This is a genomic window from Thalassospira sp. MCCC 1A01428, from assembly GCF_002115825.1.
Lineage (GTDB): Bacteria > Pseudomonadota > Alphaproteobacteria > Rhodospirillales > Thalassospiraceae > Thalassospira.
On sequence record NZ_JFJZ01000001.1, the window covers coordinates 1 to 21,755 of the forward strand.

20 protein-coding genes and 1 tRNA gene are annotated in these 21,755 nt (G+C 52.4%); 10 read left to right on the forward strand and 11 right to left on the reverse strand.

What is annotated here, in order from left to right; all coding sequences use genetic code 11:
- Window positions 1-1,995 (forward strand): acyltransferase family protein (locus THS27_RS00005; RefSeq protein WP_085586972.1); only part of this gene is annotated, 1,995 nt, incomplete at its 5' end.
- On the opposite strand, the gene THS27_RS00010 is transcribed toward THS27_RS00005, so the two are convergent.
- Window positions 1,992-2,858 carry an alpha/beta hydrolase gene (locus THS27_RS00010; protein WP_085586973.1) on the reverse strand — a complete coding sequence of 289 codons (867 nt, stop codon included), beginning with the start codon at window positions 2,856-2,858 and terminating at the stop codon, window positions 1,992-1,994. The genes THS27_RS00005 and THS27_RS00010 overlap by 4 nt on opposite strands.
- A 134-nt stretch (window positions 2,859-2,992) precedes the next feature.
- On the opposite strand from THS27_RS00010, the gene mutT reads away from it, so the two are divergent.
- From mutT to THS27_RS26565, 3 genes are all read left to right on the forward strand, one after another.
- Entirely contained in the window at window positions 2,993-3,424 is a 432-nt protein-coding gene (gene mutT, locus THS27_RS00015; RefSeq protein WP_085587237.1) for an 8-oxo-dGTP diphosphatase MutT, read from the forward strand.
- 210 nt (window positions 3,425-3,634) lie between these two features.
- Window positions 3,635-4,384: a molybdopterin-binding protein gene (locus THS27_RS00020; protein WP_085587238.1), complete on the forward strand. Its 750-nt coding sequence runs from the start codon at window positions 3,635-3,637 to the stop codon at window positions 4,382-4,384.
- A gap of 56 nt (window positions 4,385-4,440) precedes the next feature.
- Window positions 4,441-4,776, forward strand: a complete 336-nt coding sequence (locus tag THS27_RS26565; protein WP_139835423.1) for a hypothetical protein — start codon at window positions 4,441-4,443, stop codon at window positions 4,774-4,776.
- Between the two features lie 55 nt (window positions 4,777-4,831).
- Here THS27_RS26565 and THS27_RS00030 read toward each other — a convergent pair whose 3' ends face one another.
- The 3 genes from THS27_RS00030 to THS27_RS00040 all read right to left on the reverse strand — a co-directional run bounded on the left by THS27_RS00030 (window position 4,832) and on the right by THS27_RS00040 (window position 7,371).
- A complete protein-coding gene (locus THS27_RS00030; protein ID WP_085586974.1) occupies window positions 4,832-5,080 on the reverse strand; it encodes a hypothetical protein in 249 nt (82 codons plus the stop codon).
- 38 nt (window positions 5,081-5,118) lie between these two features.
- Window positions 5,119-5,829, reverse strand: coding sequence for a 5,6-dimethylbenzimidazole synthase (gene bluB / locus THS27_RS00035; protein ID WP_085586975.1), 711 nt, complete (start codon window positions 5,827-5,829; stop codon window positions 5,119-5,121).
- 150 nt (window positions 5,830-5,979) lie between these two features.
- Entirely contained in the window at window positions 5,980-7,371 is a 1,392-nt protein-coding gene (locus tag THS27_RS00040) for an autotransporter domain-containing protein (RefSeq protein WP_085586976.1), read from the reverse strand.
- A gap of 262 nt (window positions 7,372-7,633) precedes the next feature.
- Between THS27_RS00040 and THS27_RS00045 the strand changes: the two genes are divergently transcribed.
- The 3 genes from THS27_RS00045 to THS27_RS00055 all read left to right on the forward strand — a co-directional run bounded on the left by THS27_RS00045 (window position 7,634) and on the right by THS27_RS00055 (window position 8,929).
- A tRNA-Leu gene (locus THS27_RS00045) sits at window positions 7,634-7,722 on the forward strand.
- A 529-nt stretch (window positions 7,723-8,251) separates the two neighbouring features.
- On the forward strand, window positions 8,252-8,644 hold the full coding sequence (locus tag THS27_RS00050) for a hypothetical protein (protein WP_085586977.1): 393 nt from the start codon (window positions 8,252-8,254) through the stop codon (window positions 8,642-8,644).
- A gap of 9 nt (window positions 8,645-8,653) precedes the next feature.
- Window positions 8,654-8,929 (forward strand): DUF3572 domain-containing protein, encoded by a 276-nt coding sequence (locus THS27_RS00055; RefSeq protein ID WP_085586978.1) that lies wholly within the window; start codon window positions 8,654-8,656, stop codon window positions 8,927-8,929.
- Window positions 8,930-9,051: 122 nt separating this feature from the next.
- Here THS27_RS00055 and THS27_RS00060 read toward each other — a convergent pair whose 3' ends face one another.
- The 3 genes from THS27_RS00060 to THS27_RS00070 are packed head-to-tail and all read right to left on the reverse strand — an operon-like array spanning window position 9,052 to window position 10,387.
- Window positions 9,052-9,678: an ATP-dependent Clp protease proteolytic subunit gene (locus THS27_RS00060; RefSeq protein WP_085586979.1), complete on the reverse strand. Its 627-nt coding sequence runs from the start codon at window positions 9,676-9,678 to the stop codon at window positions 9,052-9,054.
- A 38-nt stretch (window positions 9,679-9,716) separates the two neighbouring features.
- On the reverse strand, window positions 9,717-10,073 hold the full coding sequence (locus THS27_RS00065) for an SRPBCC domain-containing protein (RefSeq protein WP_085586980.1): 357 nt from the start codon (window positions 10,071-10,073) through the stop codon (window positions 9,717-9,719).
- Entirely contained in the window at window positions 10,070-10,387 is a 318-nt protein-coding gene (locus THS27_RS00070) for a metalloregulator ArsR/SmtB family transcription factor (RefSeq protein ID WP_085586981.1), read from the reverse strand. The genes THS27_RS00065 and THS27_RS00070 overlap by 4 nt, the downstream gene beginning before the upstream one ends.
- 120 nt (window positions 10,388-10,507) lie before the next feature.
- On the opposite strand from THS27_RS00070, the gene THS27_RS00075 reads away from it, so the two are divergent.
- Window positions 10,508-10,861: a VOC family protein gene (locus THS27_RS00075; RefSeq protein ID WP_085586982.1), complete on the forward strand. Its 354-nt coding sequence runs from the start codon at window positions 10,508-10,510 to the stop codon at window positions 10,859-10,861.
- Window positions 10,862-10,996: 135 nt separating this feature from the next.
- Here THS27_RS00075 and THS27_RS00080 read toward each other — a convergent pair whose 3' ends face one another.
- A complete protein-coding gene (locus THS27_RS00080; RefSeq protein ID WP_085586983.1) occupies window positions 10,997-11,827 on the reverse strand; it encodes an undecaprenyl-diphosphate phosphatase in 831 nt (276 codons plus the stop codon).
- A gap of 265 nt (window positions 11,828-12,092) precedes the next feature.
- Here THS27_RS00080 and THS27_RS00085 point away from each other — a divergent pair, with 265 nt between their 5' ends.
- Window positions 12,093-13,523 (forward strand): NAD(P)-dependent oxidoreductase, encoded by a 1,431-nt coding sequence (locus THS27_RS00085; RefSeq protein ID WP_085587239.1) that lies wholly within the window; start codon window positions 12,093-12,095, stop codon window positions 13,521-13,523.
- A 30-nt stretch (window positions 13,524-13,553) separates the two neighbouring features.
- On the forward strand, window positions 13,554-18,104 hold the full coding sequence (gltB, locus tag THS27_RS00090) for a glutamate synthase large subunit (protein ID WP_085586984.1): 4,551 nt from the start codon (window positions 13,554-13,556) through the stop codon (window positions 18,102-18,104).
- A gap of 324 nt (window positions 18,105-18,428) precedes the next feature.
- On the opposite strand, the gene THS27_RS00095 is transcribed toward gltB, so the two are convergent.
- The 3 genes from THS27_RS00095 to THS27_RS00105 all read right to left on the reverse strand — a co-directional run bounded on the left by THS27_RS00095 (window position 18,429) and on the right by THS27_RS00105 (window position 21,730).
- A complete protein-coding gene (locus THS27_RS00095; RefSeq protein WP_085586985.1) occupies window positions 18,429-18,662 on the reverse strand; it encodes a hypothetical protein in 234 nt (77 codons plus the stop codon).
- A 227-nt stretch (window positions 18,663-18,889) separates the two neighbouring features.
- The gene (locus tag THS27_RS00100) at window positions 18,890-19,105 is read right to left on the reverse strand and encodes a hypothetical protein (RefSeq protein WP_085586986.1); all 216 of its coding nucleotides are present in this window, start codon (window positions 19,103-19,105) and stop codon (window positions 18,890-18,892) included.
- A 270-nt stretch (window positions 19,106-19,375) separates the two neighbouring features.
- Window positions 19,376-21,730 (reverse strand): ATP-binding protein, encoded by a 2,355-nt coding sequence (locus THS27_RS00105; protein WP_085586987.1) that lies wholly within the window; start codon window positions 21,728-21,730, stop codon window positions 19,376-19,378.
- Window positions 21,731-21,755: the final 25 nt, after the last annotated feature.

Here is a 21,755-nt window from a genome sequence, read left to right on the forward strand (position 1 = left end):
GTCAGACTCGGAACACTAGCCGTTGTACCAGTTATTTTATTTCATGCTGGGTTTCAATTGTTTGGCGGCGGCTTCGTCGGAGTCGATGTTTTTTTTGTAATCAGCGGTTATTTGATCACAACTATTCTTATCGAAGAAATAGAAGGAAGTAGATTTAGCATCGTTGGATTCTACGAACGGCGAGCTAGGCGCGTTCTTCCTGCCTTGTTTCTAGTAATGCTTTGTTCAATTCCATTCGCTTGGGAATGGATGTTGCCGAATCAAATGAAGGATTTTTCACAAAGCCTTGTGGCAGTGAGCCTGTTCGCATCCAATATTTTGTTCTGGCGCGAAAGCGGTTATTTTGCTGGTGGTAGCGAAGATAAACCGATGCTGCATACTTGGAGTTTGGCTGTCGAAGAGCAGTATTATATTGTTTTCCCAATATTTTTATTTTTTGCTTGGCGGTTCAGGCAGAACCGCGTTTTCTGGGCGATAGTGGTTTTTTCCGTTGTTAGTCTGACACTAAGCGAGTGGGGGTGGCGGAATAAGCCAACCGCAAATTTCTACCTTGCGCCTACAAGGGCTTGGGAGATATTAGCTGGATCAATTTCCGCTTTTATTATTCGAAGTGAAGGGGTGAAGAATAACAATTTTCTCAGCATAGCAGGATTGGGATGCATATTTTTTTCCATTTTCTATTATGATGAAAGTACGCCATTCCCCAGTGTGTTTGCTTTGGTTCCCGTGTTAGGTTCTGTTCTAATTATATTGTTTTCTGGACGAAGAAGTCTTGTGGCTAAATTACTTGGTCAAAAGCTTTTTGTCGGTATCGGATTGGTTAGCTACAGCGCTTATTTGTGGCATCAGCCGTTGTTTGCGTTTGCTCGTATCCGGACTCTTTACCAACCTAGCGATATGCTGATGTTATTTCTTTGTGGTTTGTCATTTATTTTAGCATTTTTCAGTTGGAAATTTGTTGAGCAGCCATTTCGAAAAGGTGGTAAAAAATTAATTGGGCGTGGTTTTGTCTTCTCAACAAGTGCTCTGGGGTTAGTTTTTTTTGCTTCGCTTGGTTTTTGGGGGCACATTGACGGCGGTATTCCATCACGTTTGAGCGATGATGTACTCAAAATAGCAAGTGCTTCTAAAGATGCGGCGAGTAGCGTTTGCTATTACGATGCGAATAAAAAACCAAAATTTCCAGACAATGACTGTTTGCATACTGTTTCTTTTGATGGTCCTTTGATTATGTTGCTTGGTGATAGCCATTCTTGGGCCATCTCTGAGGAGCTAACGGGACAGTTAAGCTCAAGGGGGTTTAATGTTTATAATGCCTCATATGGCGGCTGTCCGCCACTTAATGGTCTTCGAAGATTCGATCCAAATGTAGGAGGTGGTTGTCATGATTTTGTCCGTGATGCCTTGCATTATGCTCGCTCGTCTGGAGTGGATACCATCGTGTTAACGGGACGATTTCCGTTATATTTGAATGGTAACCGCTATGATAACGGTGAAGGAGGTGTGGAAAGCGGGTTTCCAGTAACTGTTGATCAAGACGAAATTACTAAAAGAAATTTGGATAAAGTTAAGCGAAAAAAACGAGTTTTATCGATTTACGAAGCGAGTGTGTTGGATCTTTCCAAGTCGTTTAATGTTGTTTTGGTTGCGCCTATACCTGAGGCAGGCTGGAATGTGCCAGATATTTTAGCAAAGCAGATTCTTTTTTATAATGAAAAAATTGATGAATTGTCGACATCTTTTTCTCGATACAAGAGTAGGGCGGGGGAGGTATTAAGTGTTTTTGAAAAGGATGAAAAAGAAAATACTAATATAGTATTGTCGCGCGTATATGAGGCTCTGTGTAGCGTCAGCACGGGAAGATGTTTAAATTCCAAAGATGACGATGTATATTATATTGATGATGATCATCTTTCGAATGCAGGTGCTCGTCTAATTGCACCTATAGTAGTAGACAGTGTTTTGACTTTCTATCCTTTTCGATGGCAGCCTTAATAAGACTTTCGGGTGGCCCGGGCCAAAAACTGCCCGATGGGTACGGTAATCCGCGTATCACCAGTTAAAAACGTGCCCAGCCCCACCACGGTTCCGACATGCCCGGTACCGGGAATTGTTACCAGCTTTGCATCCGGGGCCAGGGCCGCAAGGCGAATGGAATTGCGTGGGAAAACCGTGTGGTCATCTTCGCCGGTAATTAACAATAGTGGCGGCATGTCATGCAGGTCCTGGTTAACCGGCTGGCTATCCTTTGCGGCGGTATCGCCAAAGGCAATTTGGGTGGCAGTGACATCGTAGGGATAAAAATCATACGGGCCGGAAAGGCCGATAATCCCGGCTATATCTTCACGCGCCATACCGACATTGTGTAAAAAAGCCGGATTGGCAACCAGTTGCACGGCGTTATAGGCCCCGGCGCTGTGTCCGGCCAATACCAGCTTTTTGTCATCAATTTCATTGGGGTGACTGACGGCATATTGTTGGGCAAATGCAACGGCCCGTGCGCCATCGGCGACAAAGGCAGGGTAATGCACCGCAGGTACCAGGCGATAATCGGGAATGGCAACGCCATAGCCCATTTCAATAAACCGCTTGGCGACAAAGGCGTATTTGCGTTTGTCCCCCGAATCCCACGACCCCCCGTAAAACCACACAATCAAAGGGGCCGGGCGCAGGTGGGCCGGTGGCAGGTAAATATCCATTTTTTGGCGGGGATCGGGCCCATAGGGTATATCAGCCAGATCCGGGGTTAAGTCCCCGGCTTGCAGGCTGTTAAAGGCCCCCAGTTTGTCGCACCCGGCCAAAAGAAAGGTAGCAAGCAGGGCGTTGGCGGCGACGATAAATAATTTTGGGCGGGGCATGACACCGGGACATTGTTATGGATCTGTTTGTATATACGCAAAAAAACATCAAAAGGATTGCATCCCCTCTTGGCGGAAAATCGTTAGCGCGATAAAAATGCCCCATGACAGTTCAAAAACCAGATAGCGGCTGCATGTCGGTCGATTTGCGTCAGGGTCGCGTGCCCGAGCGTACCGTGTTTGTCAGTGCTGTGGCACTGGTTGATGTTGATCATCGGGTGTTAATTGCGCAGCGCCCCGAAGGTAAATCGATGGCCGGGTTATGGGAATTTCCCGGCGGCAAGGTCGAAGCCGGGGAAACCCCGGAAATGGCCCTTGTGCGCGAGCTTAAGGAAGAGCTGGATATCGATATTACTGAAAGCTGTCTGGCACCGTTTACCTTTGCCTCTTTCACCTATGACGATTTCCATCTGATGATGCCGCTTTATTTGTGCCGGGTCTGGAAAGGTGAAATTCGCCCGATGGAAGGGCAGTCGGTGAAATGGGTGCGGCCCATGCGTTTGGGCGATTATCCTATGCCACCGGCCGATGTGCCGCTGGTGGCGATGCTGCGCGACTTTTTATAAACTTTTTCCATTGGTCCTGTGGCCCGGTGATGTGGCCATCTGAAATGAATGGGGCTTTGGAAAACGGTTGTGGATAACCGGCTGTGCTTTAAGGCGTGGTCGTGGTTATTATGGCATTGATGCCGCTGGCGAAAACGCTGGCTGGTGTCTATGTGCATTTCAGCGCGTGCCGGTCCCGGTGGGCGATTTATTTTAAAATACGAGGGTGTAATGTCCAAAACTGTTCGCGCCTGCCTGTTGATTATTGGCAACGAAATTCTTTCGGGCCGCACCCACGATAAAAACCTGCCTTATCTGGCCGAGCAACTTAACGAACTGGGCGTGCGCCTGGCTGAAACCCGCGTGATTCCGGATATTGCTCAAACCATTATCGATACCGTTAATGAATGCCGGGCAAAATTTGATTATGTGTTTACCACCGGTGGCATCGGGCCGACCCATGACGATATTACATCCGATTGCATGGCCGCAGCGTTTGGTGTGCCGCTGGATTTAAACGATGAAGCCGTTAAAATGCTGCGTAGCAATTACGCCAATCCTGATGTTGATTTGAACGAAGCCCGCCTGCGCATGGCGCGTATCCCGCGTGGGGCCGAACTGGTGGAAAACCCGGTTAGCAAGGCACCGGGATATCGCATGGAAAATGTTTATGTCATGGCGGGCGTCCCCATGATCATGCAGGCGATGTTTCAGGGGATCAAACATCAATTGGTCGGCGGCAAACCCATGCTGTCAGGCTCGGTCGGCGGGTATATTCCCGAAGGGATGATTGCCGAGGTTCTGGGTAAAATCCAGGATGAATTCAAAAATACTGATATAGGGTCCTATCCGTTCTTGCGCGAAGGAAAACTTGGGACCACATTGGTGGTGCGCGGCGAAGAACAGGCCGATGTGGATGCGGCGATCCAGCGGATTACCGATGCGATTATCGGTTTTGGACGCGAGGTTGTTGCTGATTAATCGCGTCGTAATTTTTGCCCGTGTTACCCGCCCAGTGACCAGAAAGGCCCTTGGTAATGCGCGAACAGGTAAATTCCGGTACGACCCCGCCGCAAAAACCCGGCGATGAATGGAAAATCATCAAATTCATGCTGACGCATTTGATGTATGGCGGGGTGGGGTCGGTCGTATTTAGTGTTTTGGCACTGTATTTCGATATCGGCGGCATCTGGACGCTGGCCAATGCCTCGCGCGATACGCTGGTTTTTATCTTTTTGCTGTTTTTTGGTCTGTTCATCACGTTTGGCGGCATCAGCATGGGGGCAGGGGTGATGCTGCTGGGTGGTTTTTCCGACAATGATGATTACGATGACGAACGCCGCCATCATAGAAATGACGATGGCGCGAATTAACGCGCCATCAAAAACATGGTTGCACCTTGTGTTCTGCGCCTAAAGGCTGCAGGTGTTAGGGGCGATCGGTCTTGTTTTTTTTTCGCACGAAATGCGCAATCACCATGCCGATAATCCAGCACACCAATGGTACGGAAAAGATGTAATCAAACATCGGATCGCTGGTATTGCCATTGGTGATGACCACGATATAGCCCACCCAGCATGCGGTGAGCAAATAGCCCATGATCTTGAAATAATGGCCGTTTGACAGTTTTTTCTCTTGTGCTTCAGGCTGTTTTTGCCCCGCCGGGTCGGCTGTCATACTGGTATTCCCTGATATTTTATTTTACGAAACATGTTCTAGCGTTCCAGGGTTAGATCCTGCGGATCTATCCGGTCCTGCCAACCATGACGAACCAGTTCGGGCACCACATGGTCTTCCTCGGGATAGCCAATGCATAAATAGGCGATAAGACGCCAATGTTCGGGCACCTCAAGCACCTGTTGTACTGTTTTGGGTTCCAAAATGCTGACCCAGCCAACACCAATGCCTTTTACCCGTGCCGCCAGCCATAACAGCTGAACAGCGGCAACGGCGGAATAATCAAGCATTTCAGGCATGGTTTTGCGGCCCAGTCCCATGCCGGCTTCGGTTTCCTCGTCGGCGAAAACGGCAAGCTGCACCGGGGCCTGATCCATCCCCTGCAATTTTAACGACGCGTAAAGCCGGGCACGTTCACCGTGATAATCGTTTAAGGCCTGCTGGTTGGCGCGTTCAAAACTGTCGCGTATTGCCTTGCGTCGTTCGGGGGCATTGACCTTTACAAACCGCCACGGCTGGCAATTTCCCACAGACGGTGCCAGGCAGGCCTCGGCAATTAAGCCGTCAATATCGTCTTTGGGCAACGGGTCGGTGCGAAACCGCCGCACATCGCGGCGCCATAACAGCAAATCAATGAATTGCTGTTGAAAGGCATGGTCAAACACCGGCGGTGTCAAATTATCACTGCCTTTTGGTGTTTGCGAAATGCTGTTGCTTGCCGGGGGCTGGGTGTCGTCGGTCTGGGTCATGTTTGTGGCCTGGCACGCTGAAATAAATCTATGCGCACCCTAGGGGCTTTTGCGCCCAAATAGAAGCAATCAGTTCACATTTGTTGCCGGTTTTGCTGCATTTTACATAAAGGCAAATATTATAATGCCCGACAGGACAGGCAAAACCGACTACATGTTGAAACTAAGCGTTAGCAACCCCGATAACGGGTCCTTGTCGGTCTGATCAAAGGTGACAGTCTGATTGATTTCAAGGCCGACATGGCCGGAAAACTCGGTCCAGTAATGGTCAATCCCGCCGCCAACCTTAACCGCATCGCTGTCGCGTTCGGTATTAACGAATGGCTGCAAGGTGCCGTAATCGCGCGGCAAGACTGTTGAAAAGCGCAATTCGCCCTTCACCCCTTCATAGGGTTCATCATCGGGGCTGAATTCACGAAAGGCCTCCAGCGACGCATTCAGGCTTAGCGGTGAATAATTATAATCCGTGCCGGAGAAATAACGTCGGGTCTGGTCCTGGCCAAACCCTTCATTCAATACCGACATGGTTTGGTTTTCACCCATGAACGGGGTCAGGGTATGGTCGCCCATTTCGATGCGATAGCGCGCCTCGGCTTCGGAATCAAACAGGGTCGATGTCGCGACGTGGCCCGATACAATTTCCCCGTTGGGGGTAAAATGTTTGCCATAGGATTCGCGTGCGCTGATCAGGTTGCCGCTTAATCGCAGGCTAAGCGGGGTTTGGCCCAGATTTTGTTCAGCGTCAAACCCGACCGACCCGGAATAGGTCATGCTGGAACTGGTATTTTCATAGCTGCTTGAAAGGCCGGTGCGCGTGATGTCGCTGCTGCCAATGCCCAGGCTGCCATTCAGTTTTAACCAGTCGGTCATGCGCGTTAGAAAATAGGGGGAAAAGGTAACGTTGTTTTCCCGATACAGGGTTTGCCGGGCGGCAATATCACTTGCCGTGCTGCCCCAGCCAAGGGCAATGCCAACAATGGTAGATGTATCGATGCGGTAATCAACGCCGGTATCCACCGCAATGACGTCGCCATTAAGGCCCGGGTTGAAGCCGTCACGGGTAACGCGGTTATCAATGCTTTGCCGGGTGCCATGGACCCATATGCTTATGGCGCGCTCGGTGGCGCGGTCCTGGGTTGGAAAAGACCCGTTAGCACTGTCAAAATCAATGCGTTCGGCAAGCGACCCCAGGGCATCGCGCCCGCTATAGCTTTCTATTTGCGATGCAACGTCGGTTCCCATCGCCAGGGCATCGGCGGGTTGGTCCTGGGGGGCGATGCTGCCGTCAAGAAACAGGGGTTGCAACGTGTTGGTAACAAAGTTGCCATCGAGCCGGTCAGAAAGCCGGTCAAGGTGACCAAGCCGGTTTTTGGACCGGGTCATGGTTTCGGTGCGCAGAATAGGCGATTCGCTGGTGCGTAGATATTTGTCCTGTGCGGCATGGGCGTGCGTGATCCACGGCGGAATAACCCTGTCTGGCGGCAGGGTGGAAACGCCAATGCAGGCTGTGCCGATGGCTATGATGCTCCAGCGCAGTTTCATTGTTTTTTGTTTCTCTTGTCGCGGTTTCGCGGCGTTTTGCCGCCCTTTTCATTCGCCGTTGCCCAACAGCTAACGGCGAAAATTGCGTATTTTATGGGGCTGTCAGGCCTTGAAAAACCTTCGTGTCCCCATTTGGTGATAGCGCAGGGGAGTTACCGAATTATAAATCCCTGCAATAGAATGTTGCGTCATCGTCAAAGCCGCGCTAGAAACCTGTCCTGTCTTTGGGGTGATTGGCCCCGGACGTTTCTGCCAAGTTCTTGCGGGCGTGGCGAAATTGGTATACGCAGCGGACTTAAAATCCGCCGGTCCTAACAGACCTTGCCGGTTCAAGTCCGGCCGCCCGCACCATCTTCCCTCCTTCCGGATTACAGTTTTCAGCCTCGTTTTGCAGTTCGTGTTGCATTGCAAAGTCGATTCGCAACGAAAATTTGCCAGAAATCCTTTTTTGTCATCCCAAAGTCATTGTCTCGTGCGGGGCGAAATTACGGTTTCTGTGCCAGTCAGACACACAAAACCAGCCCGTCGGCGGGTGACTTAACCCTGCCAATGTGGCTGTTTCTTCCCTAAAATACCTGCCGTACATTATTGTTTGCCAAGCAACTTGGCAGTTTGACCGGGCTGGTAAAACCAGCATCATCCGGTTGGCAGGTGGTCGTGTCGGGGCGATCAATTGTTTCCCGAACCACATCCCATGATCACCAGGGGTTTTCATGGGGCAGAGCGACGATACATCAGCCTGCATAACTGAATTTATCAGATAGGAATGCAGGCCGAAAGTTGCAATTGCCGGTTTGGTAAATGAGGCAGATTTACCGGATGTAAATGCGTTGCCGGTCACTGTGCGGCATTGTTTGGGGACGACGACAGGGTTAGTGACGTGAGTACGAGTGATAGTGACGACGACCAGCCACGCAAAAAAGAACGATTCGGTAAATATGTTGCCCCCGAGGAGCGTGCCAATAACGTGGTGCGACAGCTTGACGAGTTTTTGCGCAAAGGCCCCAAAAGCGGTTTGAAATATAACCGCTGGCAACAACTGGCCTGGTATGAGGTGGTCGACGAAATCAAACGGGCCGAGGCCGCCCAGAAAAGCCATGATAGTCTGGCGAAAGCTGCTTTTTTAAGTTTGGCAATCGGGTTTGGCACCATCGGGTTCTGGGGGCTGGTTTTACTGGCGGGAAGCCGCTTGGGCTTTGTTGCTGCCGGGATTATACTGGTGGCAGGTTTGGTAATGTGGCGGGCCTTGTCGAAGGCCAACTGGTTGAAATAGGCGAAAATAATGAATAACGACGCGGCTGAAACCCTGGCTATTCAGGCGATTGCCTTTGTTGCGGGTGACGAGGAATTGTTGCAAGGCCTGCTGATGCAAACCGGTATGGACTTAAACGATTTACGTGCAGGGCTTGGCAATGTCGATGTGCAGCGCGGCGTGCTGGAATTTTTGCTGTCGCATGAACCGTTTTTAATGCGTCTGGTCGATGCCATTGATTGCCCGCCCGATATGCCAGCCAAAGCCCATATCATTCTTTCCGGCGGGCCGATCTGGCAGGATTAATGCCCCGCGTGGGGCGGCATTCCTGCTTGTTTTGGGTGTTTATACAGGATGGGTGTAGGGCGTGCGGCCTGTGTTTGATGGGCCGCCGCGCGTTTTAAGTTCTGTGATGTTTGGGATCAGTTTTAAGTGTGTGATGTGTCGTCCTGGTCGTTGGCGCCGCGATGGGCCAGAATCTGGTCGATCAACCCCCATTCCAGTGCCTGTTCTGCCGTCATGAAACGGTCGCGATCAAGGGTTTGTTCGACCTCTTCATAGCTGCGTCCGCAGTGTCGGGCGTAAAGTGTGATCATGCGATGTTTGGTTTTACGCATTTCTTCGGCATGGATCAGAATGTCCGATGCCTGGCCCTGAAACCCGCCCAGGGGTTGATGCACATGCAAGCTGGCATTGGGCAAGGCAGCCCGATGGCCCGGTTCGCCTGCCATCAGCAGGAAAGACCCCATTGAACGGGCCGTTCCCATGCAAAGGGTATGAACCGGAGACTGGATGTAGCGCATGGTGTCATACATGGCGAGGCCGCTGGTAACCACGCCCCCGGGCGAATTGATATAAAGATGGATCGGTTTTTTCGAGTTTTCGGATTCCAGAAACAGTAATTGCGCGCAAACCAGTGACGATATGGTGTCGTTGACCTCGCCATTCAGAAAGATGATTCTTTCGCGCAACAGCCGTGAATAGATATCAAATGAACGTTCCCCACGGCTTGATTGTTCAACAACCATCGGGACGAGTTGCATCATGTCGCGCATTGGCGAACTCCTGTTTGTTCGAACTGGCAGAACGGATTTCAGGCAGCGCGCATCAAGGGCGGGGTGTTGGTGTTTGCCGCCTTTGTGATACCACGAACCTTCGGATCGGTTAGTTTATGGATAATCAGAAGGTTGGTTTCGCCTTTCTCAGTGTCTGAAAGGCGAAATATCACCGTGCTTTCAAAAAAGGGCGGTTCGGTATCCTGCATTTTATAGGTTACCTCCTGCCCGGGAATAACCGCCGATGGCGCCGCGTCGCGAAGGGTTTCCTGCGGTAGCCAGTTTTCGCGAAAAGCGGGAATGGTGATTGCCCGCCAGACTTTTTCACGCGGGGCATCAAGTGTGTATTTCTGCACCAGCGTTTTAATGGGCGCATGGTTCTTTTCGTTTGTCATTGGTCCATGTCCTTTAGGGTCGCCTTCAGGGCATCAATACGTTCGGGCCAATAGGTGCGATATTTTGTCACCCACTGCGCGATGACCCCAAATCCTTCCGGGTCAACTTCGTAATAGACAAAGCGCCCCTGTCGATCTTCGCGGATCAGTTTGGCCTGCCGCAAAACAGCAAGGTGCTGTGACATGGCGGGTTGGCTAATTTCCATGCCCGTGCGCAAGGTGCTGGCATTCATGCGCGGGGCTGTTGCCAGTTTTTCAAAAATTGTGCGCCGGGTGGGGTCGGCAAGGGCTTTGAAGATGTGATTTTCTATCATGCAAACACATAAGCACGTGCTTATGTGTTTGATCAAGCGATTTTGTGTATTGTTGCCGCGGCTACATGGTTTGCATGTAAGCTGTCTTTAACGGTTTGGGTAAGGAAAGGAGTATCGGGCATGCAGGTAAAGCGTATCGTTGCCAACATCGCCAGCCCTGACACAGCAAAGGCCGCGGCGTTTTATCGCGATGTGCTGGGGCTTGATATTATGATGGATCATGGCTGGATCGTGACATTTGGCAACGATGTTAAAATGTCGGTGCAACTTAGTATTGCCAGCCAGGGCGGTGCCGATACGCCGGTGCCTGATCTGTCTATTGAGGTGGATGATATTGCCGCCGCCGAAACGCGGATGCGCGCCGCTGGTATCGATCTGGAATACGGGCCGGTCGACGAGGAATGGGGGGTGCGGCGCTTTTTCGTGCGTGATCCATTTGGCAGGCTGGTGAATATTCTGGCACACAAAGCCTGACCCATGTTGCAGGCCGGGCCGAAAAGTATGGTGGCCTGTGATGGGCGCATCAGCACGGGCATAAGAAAAAGGCGCGACCCATTCGGAGTCGCACCTTTACGATCAACGTTCCAAAATCAACGACCGCAAGGGGGGTTAAAACAGCGTTCCCAGCGGGGCGGTGTCATAACCATAGACCCACACCAGCAGCGCAATCCCCAGAATGATCCGGTAAATGGCAAATGGCGTGAAGCTGGCACGTTTAAGCCACGACATCAGAACCGCAATGGTGATCAGTGCGGTAATGAAGGAAAAGCCAATCGCCATAAGAACTTCGCGGTTAAGTTCCATATTGCCGGCTTTATGCAAATCCAGCCCGGCCAGAAGCCCGGCCCCCATGATGACAGGAATCGACATTAGCATCGAAAATTGCGCCGCATCCGAGCGTTCGTAGCTCATCAAACGGGCGGCTGTCATGGTGATGCCCGACCGGCTGACACCTGGAACAAGGGCGATGACCTGGGCCAGACCAATAAAAATGGATCCGGCCCATCCCATATGTTCGATCCGGTTGATCGTCATGCCGACCTTGTCGGCAAACCACAGGAGGATGCCGAAAACAAGCGTGGTCCAGGCGATGATTTCGACCGACCGCATCTGTTCCTCGATGCCAGACTGTTTAAGATAAAAGCCGACAGCAACCACCGGAATGGTCGCCACCACAATATGCAGGGCCATGCGCGCACCCGGTGTCATCCGCCCGGTAAACAGGCGGAAAAAGCCGATAATCATCGCAAGGACGTCGCGCCAGAAATAGATCAAAACAGCCAGAAGGGTTCCAACATGCACCGAAACATCCAGCAGCAAGCCTTGGTCGGCGGCGCCGGTGATTGCGGGTGTCAGAACAAGATGGCCGGAAGAACTGATGGGCAGGAATTCAGTGATACCCTGAACGACTGCAAGAAGAATTATGTGCTGAAGAGTCACACCTGCCTCGGTGCTGATTTTTGAAGGGAAATTTGCTTATAGCAGCTTGTTTTCTCTAGGCGAATAACTGAATTAGTACCATTTCGGTACTAATTAAACTTTTAAGACGCCGAAAAATCGCCATAAAACCCTAGGCGCTGTCAGGACTTTTTGTTAAATTGGTCAGCATTATTGACCTATGATGCATTTTGTGCTGGATTCTCTTTTCTGGCGCAGGTATATAAAGGGCCACTCCCGCAACAAAACAGCCTTTTTGGGGGCCTCAATGACAGAAAAGATGCTCAAGTTTGTTCATCTTGAACAAAAATATCCGCAGAAGCGTGAAGCCGCTGAGCGTCGGACAGACTTCGATGAGATTTATGCCGACTTCGAACCTGATGCTGCGGCCGATCAGGCCGCGCGTTGTTCGCAGTGCGGCGTGCCGTTCTGTCAGGCCCATTGCCCGCTTTATAATAATATTCCCGACTGGTTGCGCCTGACCACGGAAGGGCGGATGGAAGAAGCCTATGCCATTTCCTCGGCGACCAATAACCTGCCCGAAATCACGGGCCGTATTTGCCCGCAGGATCGCCTGTGCGAAGGTAATTGCGTGATCGAACAATCCACCCACGGGGCGGTGACGATCGGGTCAGTTGAAAAATACATTACCGACACCGCCTTTGAAAACGGCTGGGTCAAGGCACCGGTGCCCGGGCAGGAAAACGGCCTGTCGGTTGGCATTATCGGTGGTGGTCCTGCTGGTATGGCGGCAGCTGAACAGTTGCGCCTTAAAGGCTATGACGTTCATATCTATGATCGTTACGACCGTATGGGCGGTTTGCTGGTATATGGTATTCCCGGTTTCAAACTGGAAAAACACATTGTCGCACGCCGGATCAAGTTGCTTGAAGAAGCTGGCATCGTCATGCACACCAATTTTGAAGTCGGGCGCGATGCCTCGCTTGAAGAATTGCGCCGCAAGCACGACAGCGTTCTGATTGCGACCGGTGTTTACAAGGCACGTGACCTTAAGGTGCCGGGCGTTGGCTTGAAAAATATCTATCCGGCACTGGAATATCTGACCACATCGAACCGTCAGGGTTTGGGCGATGCCGTGCCAGCCTATGACGATGGTACGCTGAATGCCAAAGACAAGCATGTTGTGGTTGTTGGTGGCGGTGACACCGCGATGGACTGCGTGCGTACGGCTGTTCGCCAGGGTGCCAAGTCGGTCAAATGTCTGTATCGTCGTGACCGTGCCAATATGCCCGGCTCCCAGCGCGAAGTGGCCAATGCCGAGGAAGAAGGTGTTGAATTCGTCTGGTTGACCAACCCGGAAGCCTTTGTTGGTGATGACAAGATAAATGGTGTACGGGCCGTTAAAATGCGCCTGGGCGCACCCGATGCCGGTGGCCGCCAAAGCCCGGAAGTGATCGAGGATTCCAGCTATACGATGGAAGCCGATATGGCGATCCTGGCCCTTGGCTTTGAACCCGAAGACCTGCCGACCCTGTTTGAAGCCCCGGAACTGGGTGTTTCGCGCTGGGGTACCGTGAAGATCGATTTCCGTTCGATGATGACCAATCTGGATGGTGTTTTTGCCGCCGGTGACATCGCACGGGGTGCGTCACTGGTGGTGTGGGCGATCCGTGATGGTCGCGATGCCGCTGATCGCATTGACGAATATTTGCTGGCGCGGAAAGAAGCAGCCGCCTAAGCCCGCCGCCGCATTTTGGAGAACAAAGCCATGAATGAAATTATCAAAGGTCACGGTGCCGAAGAAATCGCCCGGTTCGAGCGTAACGCCGAACATTTGTCGGCAAACGGCCTGTATGACGTCGATGACGAACACAGCAGTTGTGGCGTTGGCCTGATTGGCGCCATTGATGGCAAACCGCGCCGTGAAGTCGTGGAAGCCGGTATCGAAGCCTTGAAATCGATCTGGCATCGCGGGGCTGTCGATGCTGATGGTAAAACCGGCGATGGCGCTGGTATTCACCTTCAGGTGCCGCAGGACTTTTTTAAAGCCCATCTCAAGCTGATCAATCAGGAAGCCCCGGATTCCATGATTGCCGTGGGTCAGGTTTTTCTGCCGCGTATCGACATGGCGGCACAGGAACGTTGCCGCGCGATTGTGGAAACCGAAATCCTGAAAATGGGCTATTCGATTCTTGGCTGGCGCCAGGTGCCGGTTAATGTGTCGGTGATTGGTGAAAAAGCCAACGCAACCCGCCCGGAAATCGAACAGGTTCTGGTCGGGGGCCTTGCCACCATCGACGAAGAACAGTTCGAAGTTGATCTTTACGTTATTCGCCGCCGCATTGAAAAAGCGGTGATGACGGAATCGATCAAGGATTTTTATATCTGCTCGCTGTCGTGCCGTTCGATTATTTACAAGGGCATGTTCCTGGCCGAACAGATCGACATTTTTTACCCTGATCTGCGTGACGAACGCTTTACGTCAAATTTCTGCGTCTATCACCAGCGGTATTCGACCAATACGTTCCCCAGCTGGCCGCTGGCGCAGCCGTTCCGTGTTTTGGCCCATAACGGCGAAATCAACACGCTGCGCGGTAACGTCAACTGGATGAAAAGCCACGAAGCCCGCATGGGTAACGAAGCCTTTTCTGATACGATCGAAGACGTTAAACCGGTTATTCAGCCCGGATCATCAGACTCCGCCGCCCTTGACGCCGTGTTTGAATTGATGGTGCGTGCCGGTCGGGACCTGCCGATGGTGAAAACCATGATGGTGCCCGAAGCATGGTCAAAAAAAGCGACCACGCCGGACAGCTATAAAAACCTGTATGCCTATTGCAACGCGGTGATGGAACCGTGGGATGGCCCGGCAGCGCTTGCGGCTTATGGCGGCAAATGGCTTTTGGGTGGCACGGACCGTAACGGCCTGCGTCCGCTGCGTTATGCCGTGACCGGCAACGGTTTGCTGATTGCCGGTTCGGAAACCGGCATGGTGCATATCGACGAGGAAAGCTGCGTTGAAAAAGGCCGCCTTGGGCCGGGCCAGATGATTGCGGTTAACCTTGAAGAAGGCAAGCTGTACCACGATACCGAACTGAAAGATAAACTGGCGCATCGCCGTGACTGGTCGAAATGGGTTGGCCGGACCAAGGTTCTTGATGACCTGGTATCGCCGGAAAAATCCGAACCGGCGAATTTTAACAAGGAACACCTTTTGCGGATGCAAAAGGCAATGGGCCTGTCGCATGAAGACCTTGAACTGATCCTGCATCCGATGGCCGAAGACGCCAAGGAAGCGATTGGATCGATGGGCGATGATACCCCGCTTGCGATCCTGTCGGATCGTTATCGTGGCATGCATCATTTCTTCCGTCAGAATTTCGCACAGGTCACCAACCCGCCGATCGACAGCTTGCGCGAAGCCCGCGTCATGAGCCTGAAAACGCGCCTTGGCAACCTTGGTAATATTCTCGAAGAAGACGAAAGCCAGTGCGACCTGTTGCAGCTTGACAGCCCGGTTCTGACGACTGGCGAATATGACGCCATGCGCGACTATATGGGCGACAGTGCTGTTGAAATCGACACCACGTTCGACATTGGCGCTGGTCCGTCTGCGCTGCGCGATGCGATTACCCGCATCCAGAAAGAAGCCGAAGAAGCCGTGCGCGGCGGTGCCCTGCACGTGATTTTGACCGACGAACGCATTGATGCAAACCATGCTGCCATTCCGATGGTGCTTGCCGTTGGGGGCGTTCACAGCTTTTTGGTCAAAAACTCGCTTCGGACCTATATTTCGCTGAACGTACGGTCGGCAGAATGCATGGATGTGCATTACTTCGCCGTGTTGATTGGTGTGGGTGCGACCACGGTTAACGCTTATCTGGCCCAGGAAGGCTTGCTGGACCGTTATGCCCGTGGCCTGTTCCCGAACATCCACAGCACAGCCGAAATCATGCAGCGCTTTAAAACCGCAATTGATCAGGGCCTGCTTAAGATCATGTCCAAAATGGGCATTTCGATCATCAGTTCCTATCGTGGCGGCTATAACTTTGAAAGCATCGGCCTTTCGCGCTCGCTGGTGGCTGAATTTTTCCCGGGTATGCCGTCGCGCATTTCGGGCATTGGCCTTCAGGGTATTCAGCGCCGCACGATTGCCCAGCACAAGGACGCCTTTGCCGGTAATGTTGTCAGCCTGCCGGTTGGTGGTTTGTATAAATACCGTCGCAGCGGTGAACGCCATGTCTGGACCGGCCCGCTGATCCATACCTTGCAGTCTGCTGTTACAACAGGCAGCTACAATACGTTCCGCAAGTTTAGCGAAGGCCTGCGTCAGCGCGAACCGCTGCATCTGCGCGATTTGCTCGATTTCCGCCGGGACCGCAAGCCGGTGCATCAGGAAGAAGTTGAAAGCATCACGCAGATTCGCAAGCGTTTTGTAACGCCTGGTATGTCGCACGGTGCCCTTTCAACTGAAACCCACGAAGCCCTGGCAATTGCCATGAACCGGATTGGGGCAAAGTCCAACTCTGGTGAAGGCGGGGAATCGCGCGAGCGTTTCCGTCCGCGTTCCAACGGCGACAATGCCCGTTCATCGATCAAGCAGGTGGCTTCTGGTCGCTTTGGTGTGACGGCGGAATATCTGAATAACTGCGAAGAAATTCAGATCAAGGTCGCCCAGGGGGCAAAACCGGGCGAAGGTGGGCAGTTGCCTGGCTTTAAGGTGACGGTCGAAATCGCCCAGTTGCGCCATGCGACGCCGGGTGTGACCCTTATTTCACCGCCGCCGCACCATGACATCTATTCAATCGAAGACCTTGCCCAGTTGATTTACGACCTTAAGCAGATCAATCCGCGCTGCCGCGTGTGCGTGAAGCTGGTGTCGCGTTCGGGCGTGGGCACGATTGCCGCGGGTGTTGCCAAGGCAAAGGCCGACGTGATCCTGATTTCCGGTTATGACGGTGGTACGGGGGCAAGCCCGCAAACCTCGATCAAATATGCCGGTATTCCGTGGGAAATGGGCCTGTCGGAAGTTAACCAGGTTCTCACACTCAATAACCTGCGTCACCGTGTGAAGCTGCGTGTTGATGGTGGTTTTAAAACCGGCCGCGACGTTGTGATTGGTGCCATGCTGGGCGCCGAAGAATTTGGTATCGGTACGGCATCGCTGATCGCTCTTGGTTGTATCATGGTGCGTCAGTGCCATTCCAACACCTGCCCGGTGGGTGTGTGTACCCAGGACCCGGCCCTGCGTGCCAAATTTAATGGTACGGCCGACAAACTGGTCAACCTGTTCACTTTCATGGCCGAAGAGGTCAAGGATGTGCTGGCAGAACTGGGTTATGACAACCTGCAGGATGTGATTGGCCGTTCGGATCTGCTTCAGCAGGTTCACCGTGGTGCCAAGGACCTTGTTGACCTTGACCTGAACCCGCTTTTGGCCCAGGCCGATGCGGCAGGGCACCCGCGTTATTGCACCACCGAGGGGCGGAACGAAGTGCCTGACACCCTTGATGCGCAAATGATCAAGGATGCCCGTCCGTTGCTGGATGACGGCGAAAAAATGCAGTTGCAGTATAATATTCAGAATACGCAGCGTGCCATCGGCACCCGCATTTCCAGCCTGATCACGCAGAAATACGGCATGTTTGGCCTGAAACCCGGCCATTTGCATGTGCGTTTGCGCGGTTCGGCTGGTCAGTCATTGGGCGCGTTTTCGGTTCAGGGGCTTAAAATCGAAGTTCACGGCGATGCCAACGACTATGTTGCCAAGGGCCTTTCGGGCGGCACCATTGTTCTGCGTCCGCGTCCGTCAAGCTCGCTTAAGACCAACGAAAACACCATCATTGGCAATACCGTCCTTTACGGTGCAACGGCGGGCAAGCTGTTTGCAGCGGGTCAGGCTGGCGAACGCTTCTGTGTTCGTAACTCCGGTGCCACGGTGGTGGTTGAAGGGTGTGGTTCAAACGGTTGTGAATATATGACCGGTGGAACGGCTGTTATCCTTGGCGAAGTTGGCGAAAACTTTGGCGCCGGCATGACCGGTGGCATGGCCTTTATCTATGACCGTAACAATAATTTTGGCGATGTCGTCAATGACAGTTCGGTTTTGTATCAACGTATTGAAACCCCGCATTGGGACGATCTGTGCCGCAGCCTGATCGAGGAGCATGTTGCCGAAACCGATAGTGGTTTCGCCCGCAACCTCCTTGATAACTGGGACCGCGAGCGTGGGCACTTCTGGCAGGTTGTGCCAAAGGAAATCGTCGACAAGCTGGAAAACCCCATTCGCTCCCAGAGCGAAGACCAGGCAACTGCGTGATTACGATCACGCAGCTTGCGTAAGCTCCCTTGTCCAAACACCCGGACAAACCAACTTACCCCGCATCTCGGTGCGGGGTATCTTTTTTTGGGGCTATTGATATGGGAATACACAGGGCAAAAACACAATAACGCCAAAGCCTGTTAATCATAACCGAAGACCAGGGCGATGGTGAACAGGCAGCTTTCCTGCAGTTTTTGCCACGTATTAACTGCTAATTAAAGCGGCGGGTAAAATGCAACAGGCGCATCATGCCTTGATATGGGCAAAAACCCGGCCAAGGCTGTCAGGATTTGTCATGTCTGGCATATGCGGAAACATGCGTTAAAGCAGCAAATCCAGGTAAGTACCCCGTCGGGCCGAATGGTCGATCTGGTCGGCCGCAATCAGGTTGCGCAGGCGGGCAAGCTGGCTAAGGATATCAAGTTCGGTTGACGGGCGGTCTGCGGAACTGCGGCGGGCTCCTGGCGTGTTGGGGCGTCCCGGACCATTGCGGGTCGGGGCTTCGGTAATATCGCCTGTGCTGGTACGTGAACTGCCAAGCGGTAGGAGCGCCATTATTTTTCCCTTGTTGTCGAATGCTTATTCTAGGGGATTTTGATTAAAATCTGAACCATTCAGTTTGGGGGGATCAGATTTCGTCTTGTATCGTCGTCATTTGGGGTTGGTCCGGTTCTTCGTCAATCCTTCCGAAACGGGCTTTGATCCCCGTAATAACGGGCAAAGAAAAGGGGCAGCGCGAACGCTGCCCCAGTAGAAGCCAACGAGGAGGGAGGCAATAAAAATCAGGTCACGATATTAACCCGCGTGCCACGGGAACCACTGGTTTCCAGGGGTTGATAATCTGTCACGATTGAAGCAATGCTTTCCATCAGGCCTTCGGCCTTTTTCATCGATGATCCGGCGGCACTAAGCGGTGCCCCATCCGCGCGTTGCGGTGTGACCCTGTCTGATAGCGCCTGTTGCGCTGCGCTTAAACCTGAACCAATCGAGCCGACCATGATGTCCTCGCCTGTGTTGTCTGGCAACTGCAGGCCGTCGATATCGCGCCTGCGCCAGAAAGCATTTTCATCGTATTACTAAGATATAGGGCCGTTTAGCCAAATTTTAAGTGATGGCCGTCACAAGCAGGCACAAAAATATCGGACCATAAAAAAACGCCCCTGTATGACGGGGCGTTTTAAAACATGATTTCTGGAATTTGCCGCAGTTTTAGGCGCGTTTGCCAAATCCGGTATTTTTTGGCATGGGTGTGTTAAAGGATACTTGCGTTAAAGGCGGCGGCGTTCAGCCTTTTGCACCAGGGCTTCATGGATGGCTTTTTGCAACTGAGCGGGGCGGAAGGGTTTTTTGACGAAAATATATTCGCCCAGCATCTTTTCCATTTCCTGACGCGTGCGGGCCGGATAGCCCGACATAAAGACAATGCTAAGATGCGGGTATTGCCGTAATGCCTCGATGGCCAGTTGTGGCCCGCTAAGGCCGCTCATGACGACATCGCTTAGAATAACATCAATCTTGTCGTCGCCTTCCTGGGATGCCAGGATTTTCAAGGCCTCGTCGGCATTCTGGGCGCAAATGGCGCTAAACCCGGCATCTTCAAGAATGATTTTTGCTGTGGTGCGTAATGATGGTTCATCATCAACGACCAATACCCGTTCACCATTGCCGGGGTGATAGCTGATGGTATCAATTGGCTGAACCGTTGCTGTGCCAGCTTCGCACAGGGGTAAATAGATGGAAAAGGTTGTGCCTTCTCCCTCTATTGTCTGGACATCAATGCACCCGTTGGATTCTTCCACCCAGCTATGGACGATCGACAGGCCAAGTCCTGTTCCCTTGCCAGGTTCCTTGGTGGAATAAAATGGCTCGAATATATGGTCCAGAATTTCGTCGGGTATGCCGGTGCCGGTATCCTGCACCGTGATAACCGCGTAACCGCCGGGCGCACAATCGGGATAGGTTATTTCATCAAGCGGATCGCGCTGGTCTTCCGGCGGGATGATTTCAGAAGAACAGCTGATTTGAAGATTTCCGCCATCTGGCATTGCATCGCGGGCATTGATCGCCAGGTTAAGAATACACGCCGAAAGCTGGGTCGGATCAACCCGGGTATACAGGGCTGTTTCACAGGTCCAGATTTCAAGTTCGATCCGATGCTCCAGCAACGTGATCAGCAGCTTTTCCATATCCAGAACAGCATCATTGACCTGAACAATGGTGGGTTGTTCAACCTTGCGACGCGAAAACATCAAAAGCTGGTCGGCAACGCTGGTGGCGCGTTCGCCCAGCGAAATAATATGGCCGATATATTCTTCCACCCGGTCATGGTCATCAATGCGGGCCCGGGCAACTTCGGCAAAACTCAGGATGCCCGCCAGGCAATTGTTAAATTCATGGGCAACTCCTCCCGCCATCTGGCCCACGGCCTCAAGTTTTTGCGACGTCGCAAGCTGGCGTTGCAGGGCATGTTGTTCTTCGGTCGCGCGGTGCTGGGCCGTAACATCGCTGCCTGTACCGCGATAGCCTTTGAAAACCCCGTCGAGATCAAAAACCGGCACCCCGTTTATGCGGCCAAAATGAATATCGCGATCTTTACCCTGCCACGAAAACTCGAAGTTCTGAAAGGCAAGGTGGCTTTCAAGGCGACTCATCAACACGCCCCAGCTTTCGTGGTCGCGTGCGGTTAACCCCAGCGTGTCAAACCGCTGCCCTTGCGGGGAGCCATGCAGTTCCTCGATCAGTTGATAGAATTTATAGGACGCAAATGTAATGCGCAGGTCAGGGCCCATTTCCCAGTACCAGTCGGCCGAGGACAGGGTGAAATCACGAAAACGTTCCTCGCTGTCACGCAGGGCATCCTGGGCGGTCTGATGCTGACCGGTGCGGCGTTCCAGGCTTTCGGCCATGGCATTCAACCCGCGTTCAAGCGCGCCAATTTCGTCGCGGCTGGCGGGGTGTAGCCGGGCACCAATTTTACCAAACTGAATATCGCTGACAAATTGCGCCATGCCGGTCAGGCGGCGCAAAACAGTTTGCTGCATCAGCAAAAAGATCAGCCCTGATGTTAAAAACAGACACATCACCGAGCCGATCAGTAAAACCGACTGCATGCGGTTCTGGCTTTCTTCAAGGCCGACGGTGGAAACCTTGAAATAAACGAACATAAAGGGCTGGGTGGCGTTCAGACTGAAAAGCGGGGTAACGCTGACCATTTGTCGGCCATTGGCATCATGAACTGTAAAAAGTCGCGGTTCGACAATATCGGCAGCAAACCAGCGGGCCGGATATTTGTCGAGCTCGGCAATGTTGCTGCCGATCAGGGCCTGGTTCATCGAATGGTAAATGGTGTCGTCAAAGCCAACGGCCAGGGCATCAATAACATGCGGGCCAAGCAAACGGCGCAGTTGCGCCTTGTCACTGATAATCGATATTTTAAGCTGTTCTTCCTGGATCAAGCGGCCAGGAGCACTAATTTGTTCGGCTGTGCGACGATCAATTTCTGCGCCGAAATACTGGATATAATATCCACCAAACAGACCTAGAAAAATGGTTTCCACAATAACAATTGCAAAACCGATCTTGAACGCCAGACTACCAAACAGCCGGTCGAACAGTTTTTTCAAGCTACCCTCTACGCCCTGATCCGGT

Excerpts from the sequence above, each read along its gene's own strand:
- THS27_RS00010 (WP_085586973.1), bottom strand. The coding sequence starts at position 2,858 with ATGCCCCGCCCAAAATTATTTATCGTCGCCGCCAACGCCCTGCTTGCT.
- mutT (WP_085587237.1), top strand. The coding sequence starts at position 2,993 with ATGTCGGTCGATTTGCGTCAGGGTCGCGTGCCCGAGCGTACCGTGTTT.
- THS27_RS00020 (WP_085587238.1), top strand. The coding sequence starts at position 3,635 with ATGTCCAAAACTGTTCGCGCCTGCCTGTTGATTATTGGCAACGAAATT.
- THS27_RS26565 (WP_139835423.1), top strand. The coding sequence starts at position 4,441 with ATGCGCGAACAGGTAAATTCCGGTACGACCCCGCCGCAAAAACCCGGC.
- THS27_RS00030 (WP_085586974.1), bottom strand. The coding sequence starts at position 5,080 with ATGACAGCCGACCCGGCGGGGCAAAAACAGCCTGAAGCACAAGAGAAA.
- bluB (WP_085586975.1), bottom strand. The coding sequence starts at position 5,829 with ATGACCCAGACCGACGACACCCAGCCCCCGGCAAGCAACAGCATTTCG.
- THS27_RS00040 (WP_085586976.1), bottom strand. The coding sequence starts at position 7,371 with ATGAAACTGCGCTGGAGCATCATAGCCATCGGCACAGCCTGCATTGGC.
- THS27_RS00055 (WP_085586978.1), top strand. The coding sequence starts at position 8,654 with ATGAATAACGACGCGGCTGAAACCCTGGCTATTCAGGCGATTGCCTTT.
- THS27_RS00060 (WP_085586979.1), bottom strand. The coding sequence starts at position 9,678 with ATGCGCGACATGATGCAACTCGTCCCGATGGTTGTTGAACAATCAAGC.
- THS27_RS00065 (WP_085586980.1), bottom strand. The coding sequence starts at position 10,073 with ATGACAAACGAAAAGAACCATGCGCCCATTAAAACGCTGGTGCAGAAA.
- THS27_RS00070 (WP_085586981.1), bottom strand. The coding sequence starts at position 10,387 with ATGATAGAAAATCACATCTTCAAAGCCCTTGCCGACCCCACCCGGCGC.
- THS27_RS00075 (WP_085586982.1), top strand. The coding sequence starts at position 10,508 with ATGCAGGTAAAGCGTATCGTTGCCAACATCGCCAGCCCTGACACAGCA.
- THS27_RS00085 (WP_085587239.1), top strand. The coding sequence starts at position 12,093 with ATGACAGAAAAGATGCTCAAGTTTGTTCATCTTGAACAAAAATATCCG.
- gltB (WP_085586984.1), top strand. The coding sequence starts at position 13,554 with ATGAATGAAATTATCAAAGGTCACGGTGCCGAAGAAATCGCCCGGTTC.
- THS27_RS00095 (WP_085586985.1), bottom strand. The coding sequence starts at position 18,662 with ATGGCGCTCCTACCGCTTGGCAGTTCACGTACCAGCACAGGCGATATT.
- THS27_RS00100 (WP_085586986.1), bottom strand. The coding sequence starts at position 19,105 with ATGGTCGGCTCGATTGGTTCAGGTTTAAGCGCAGCGCAACAGGCGCTA.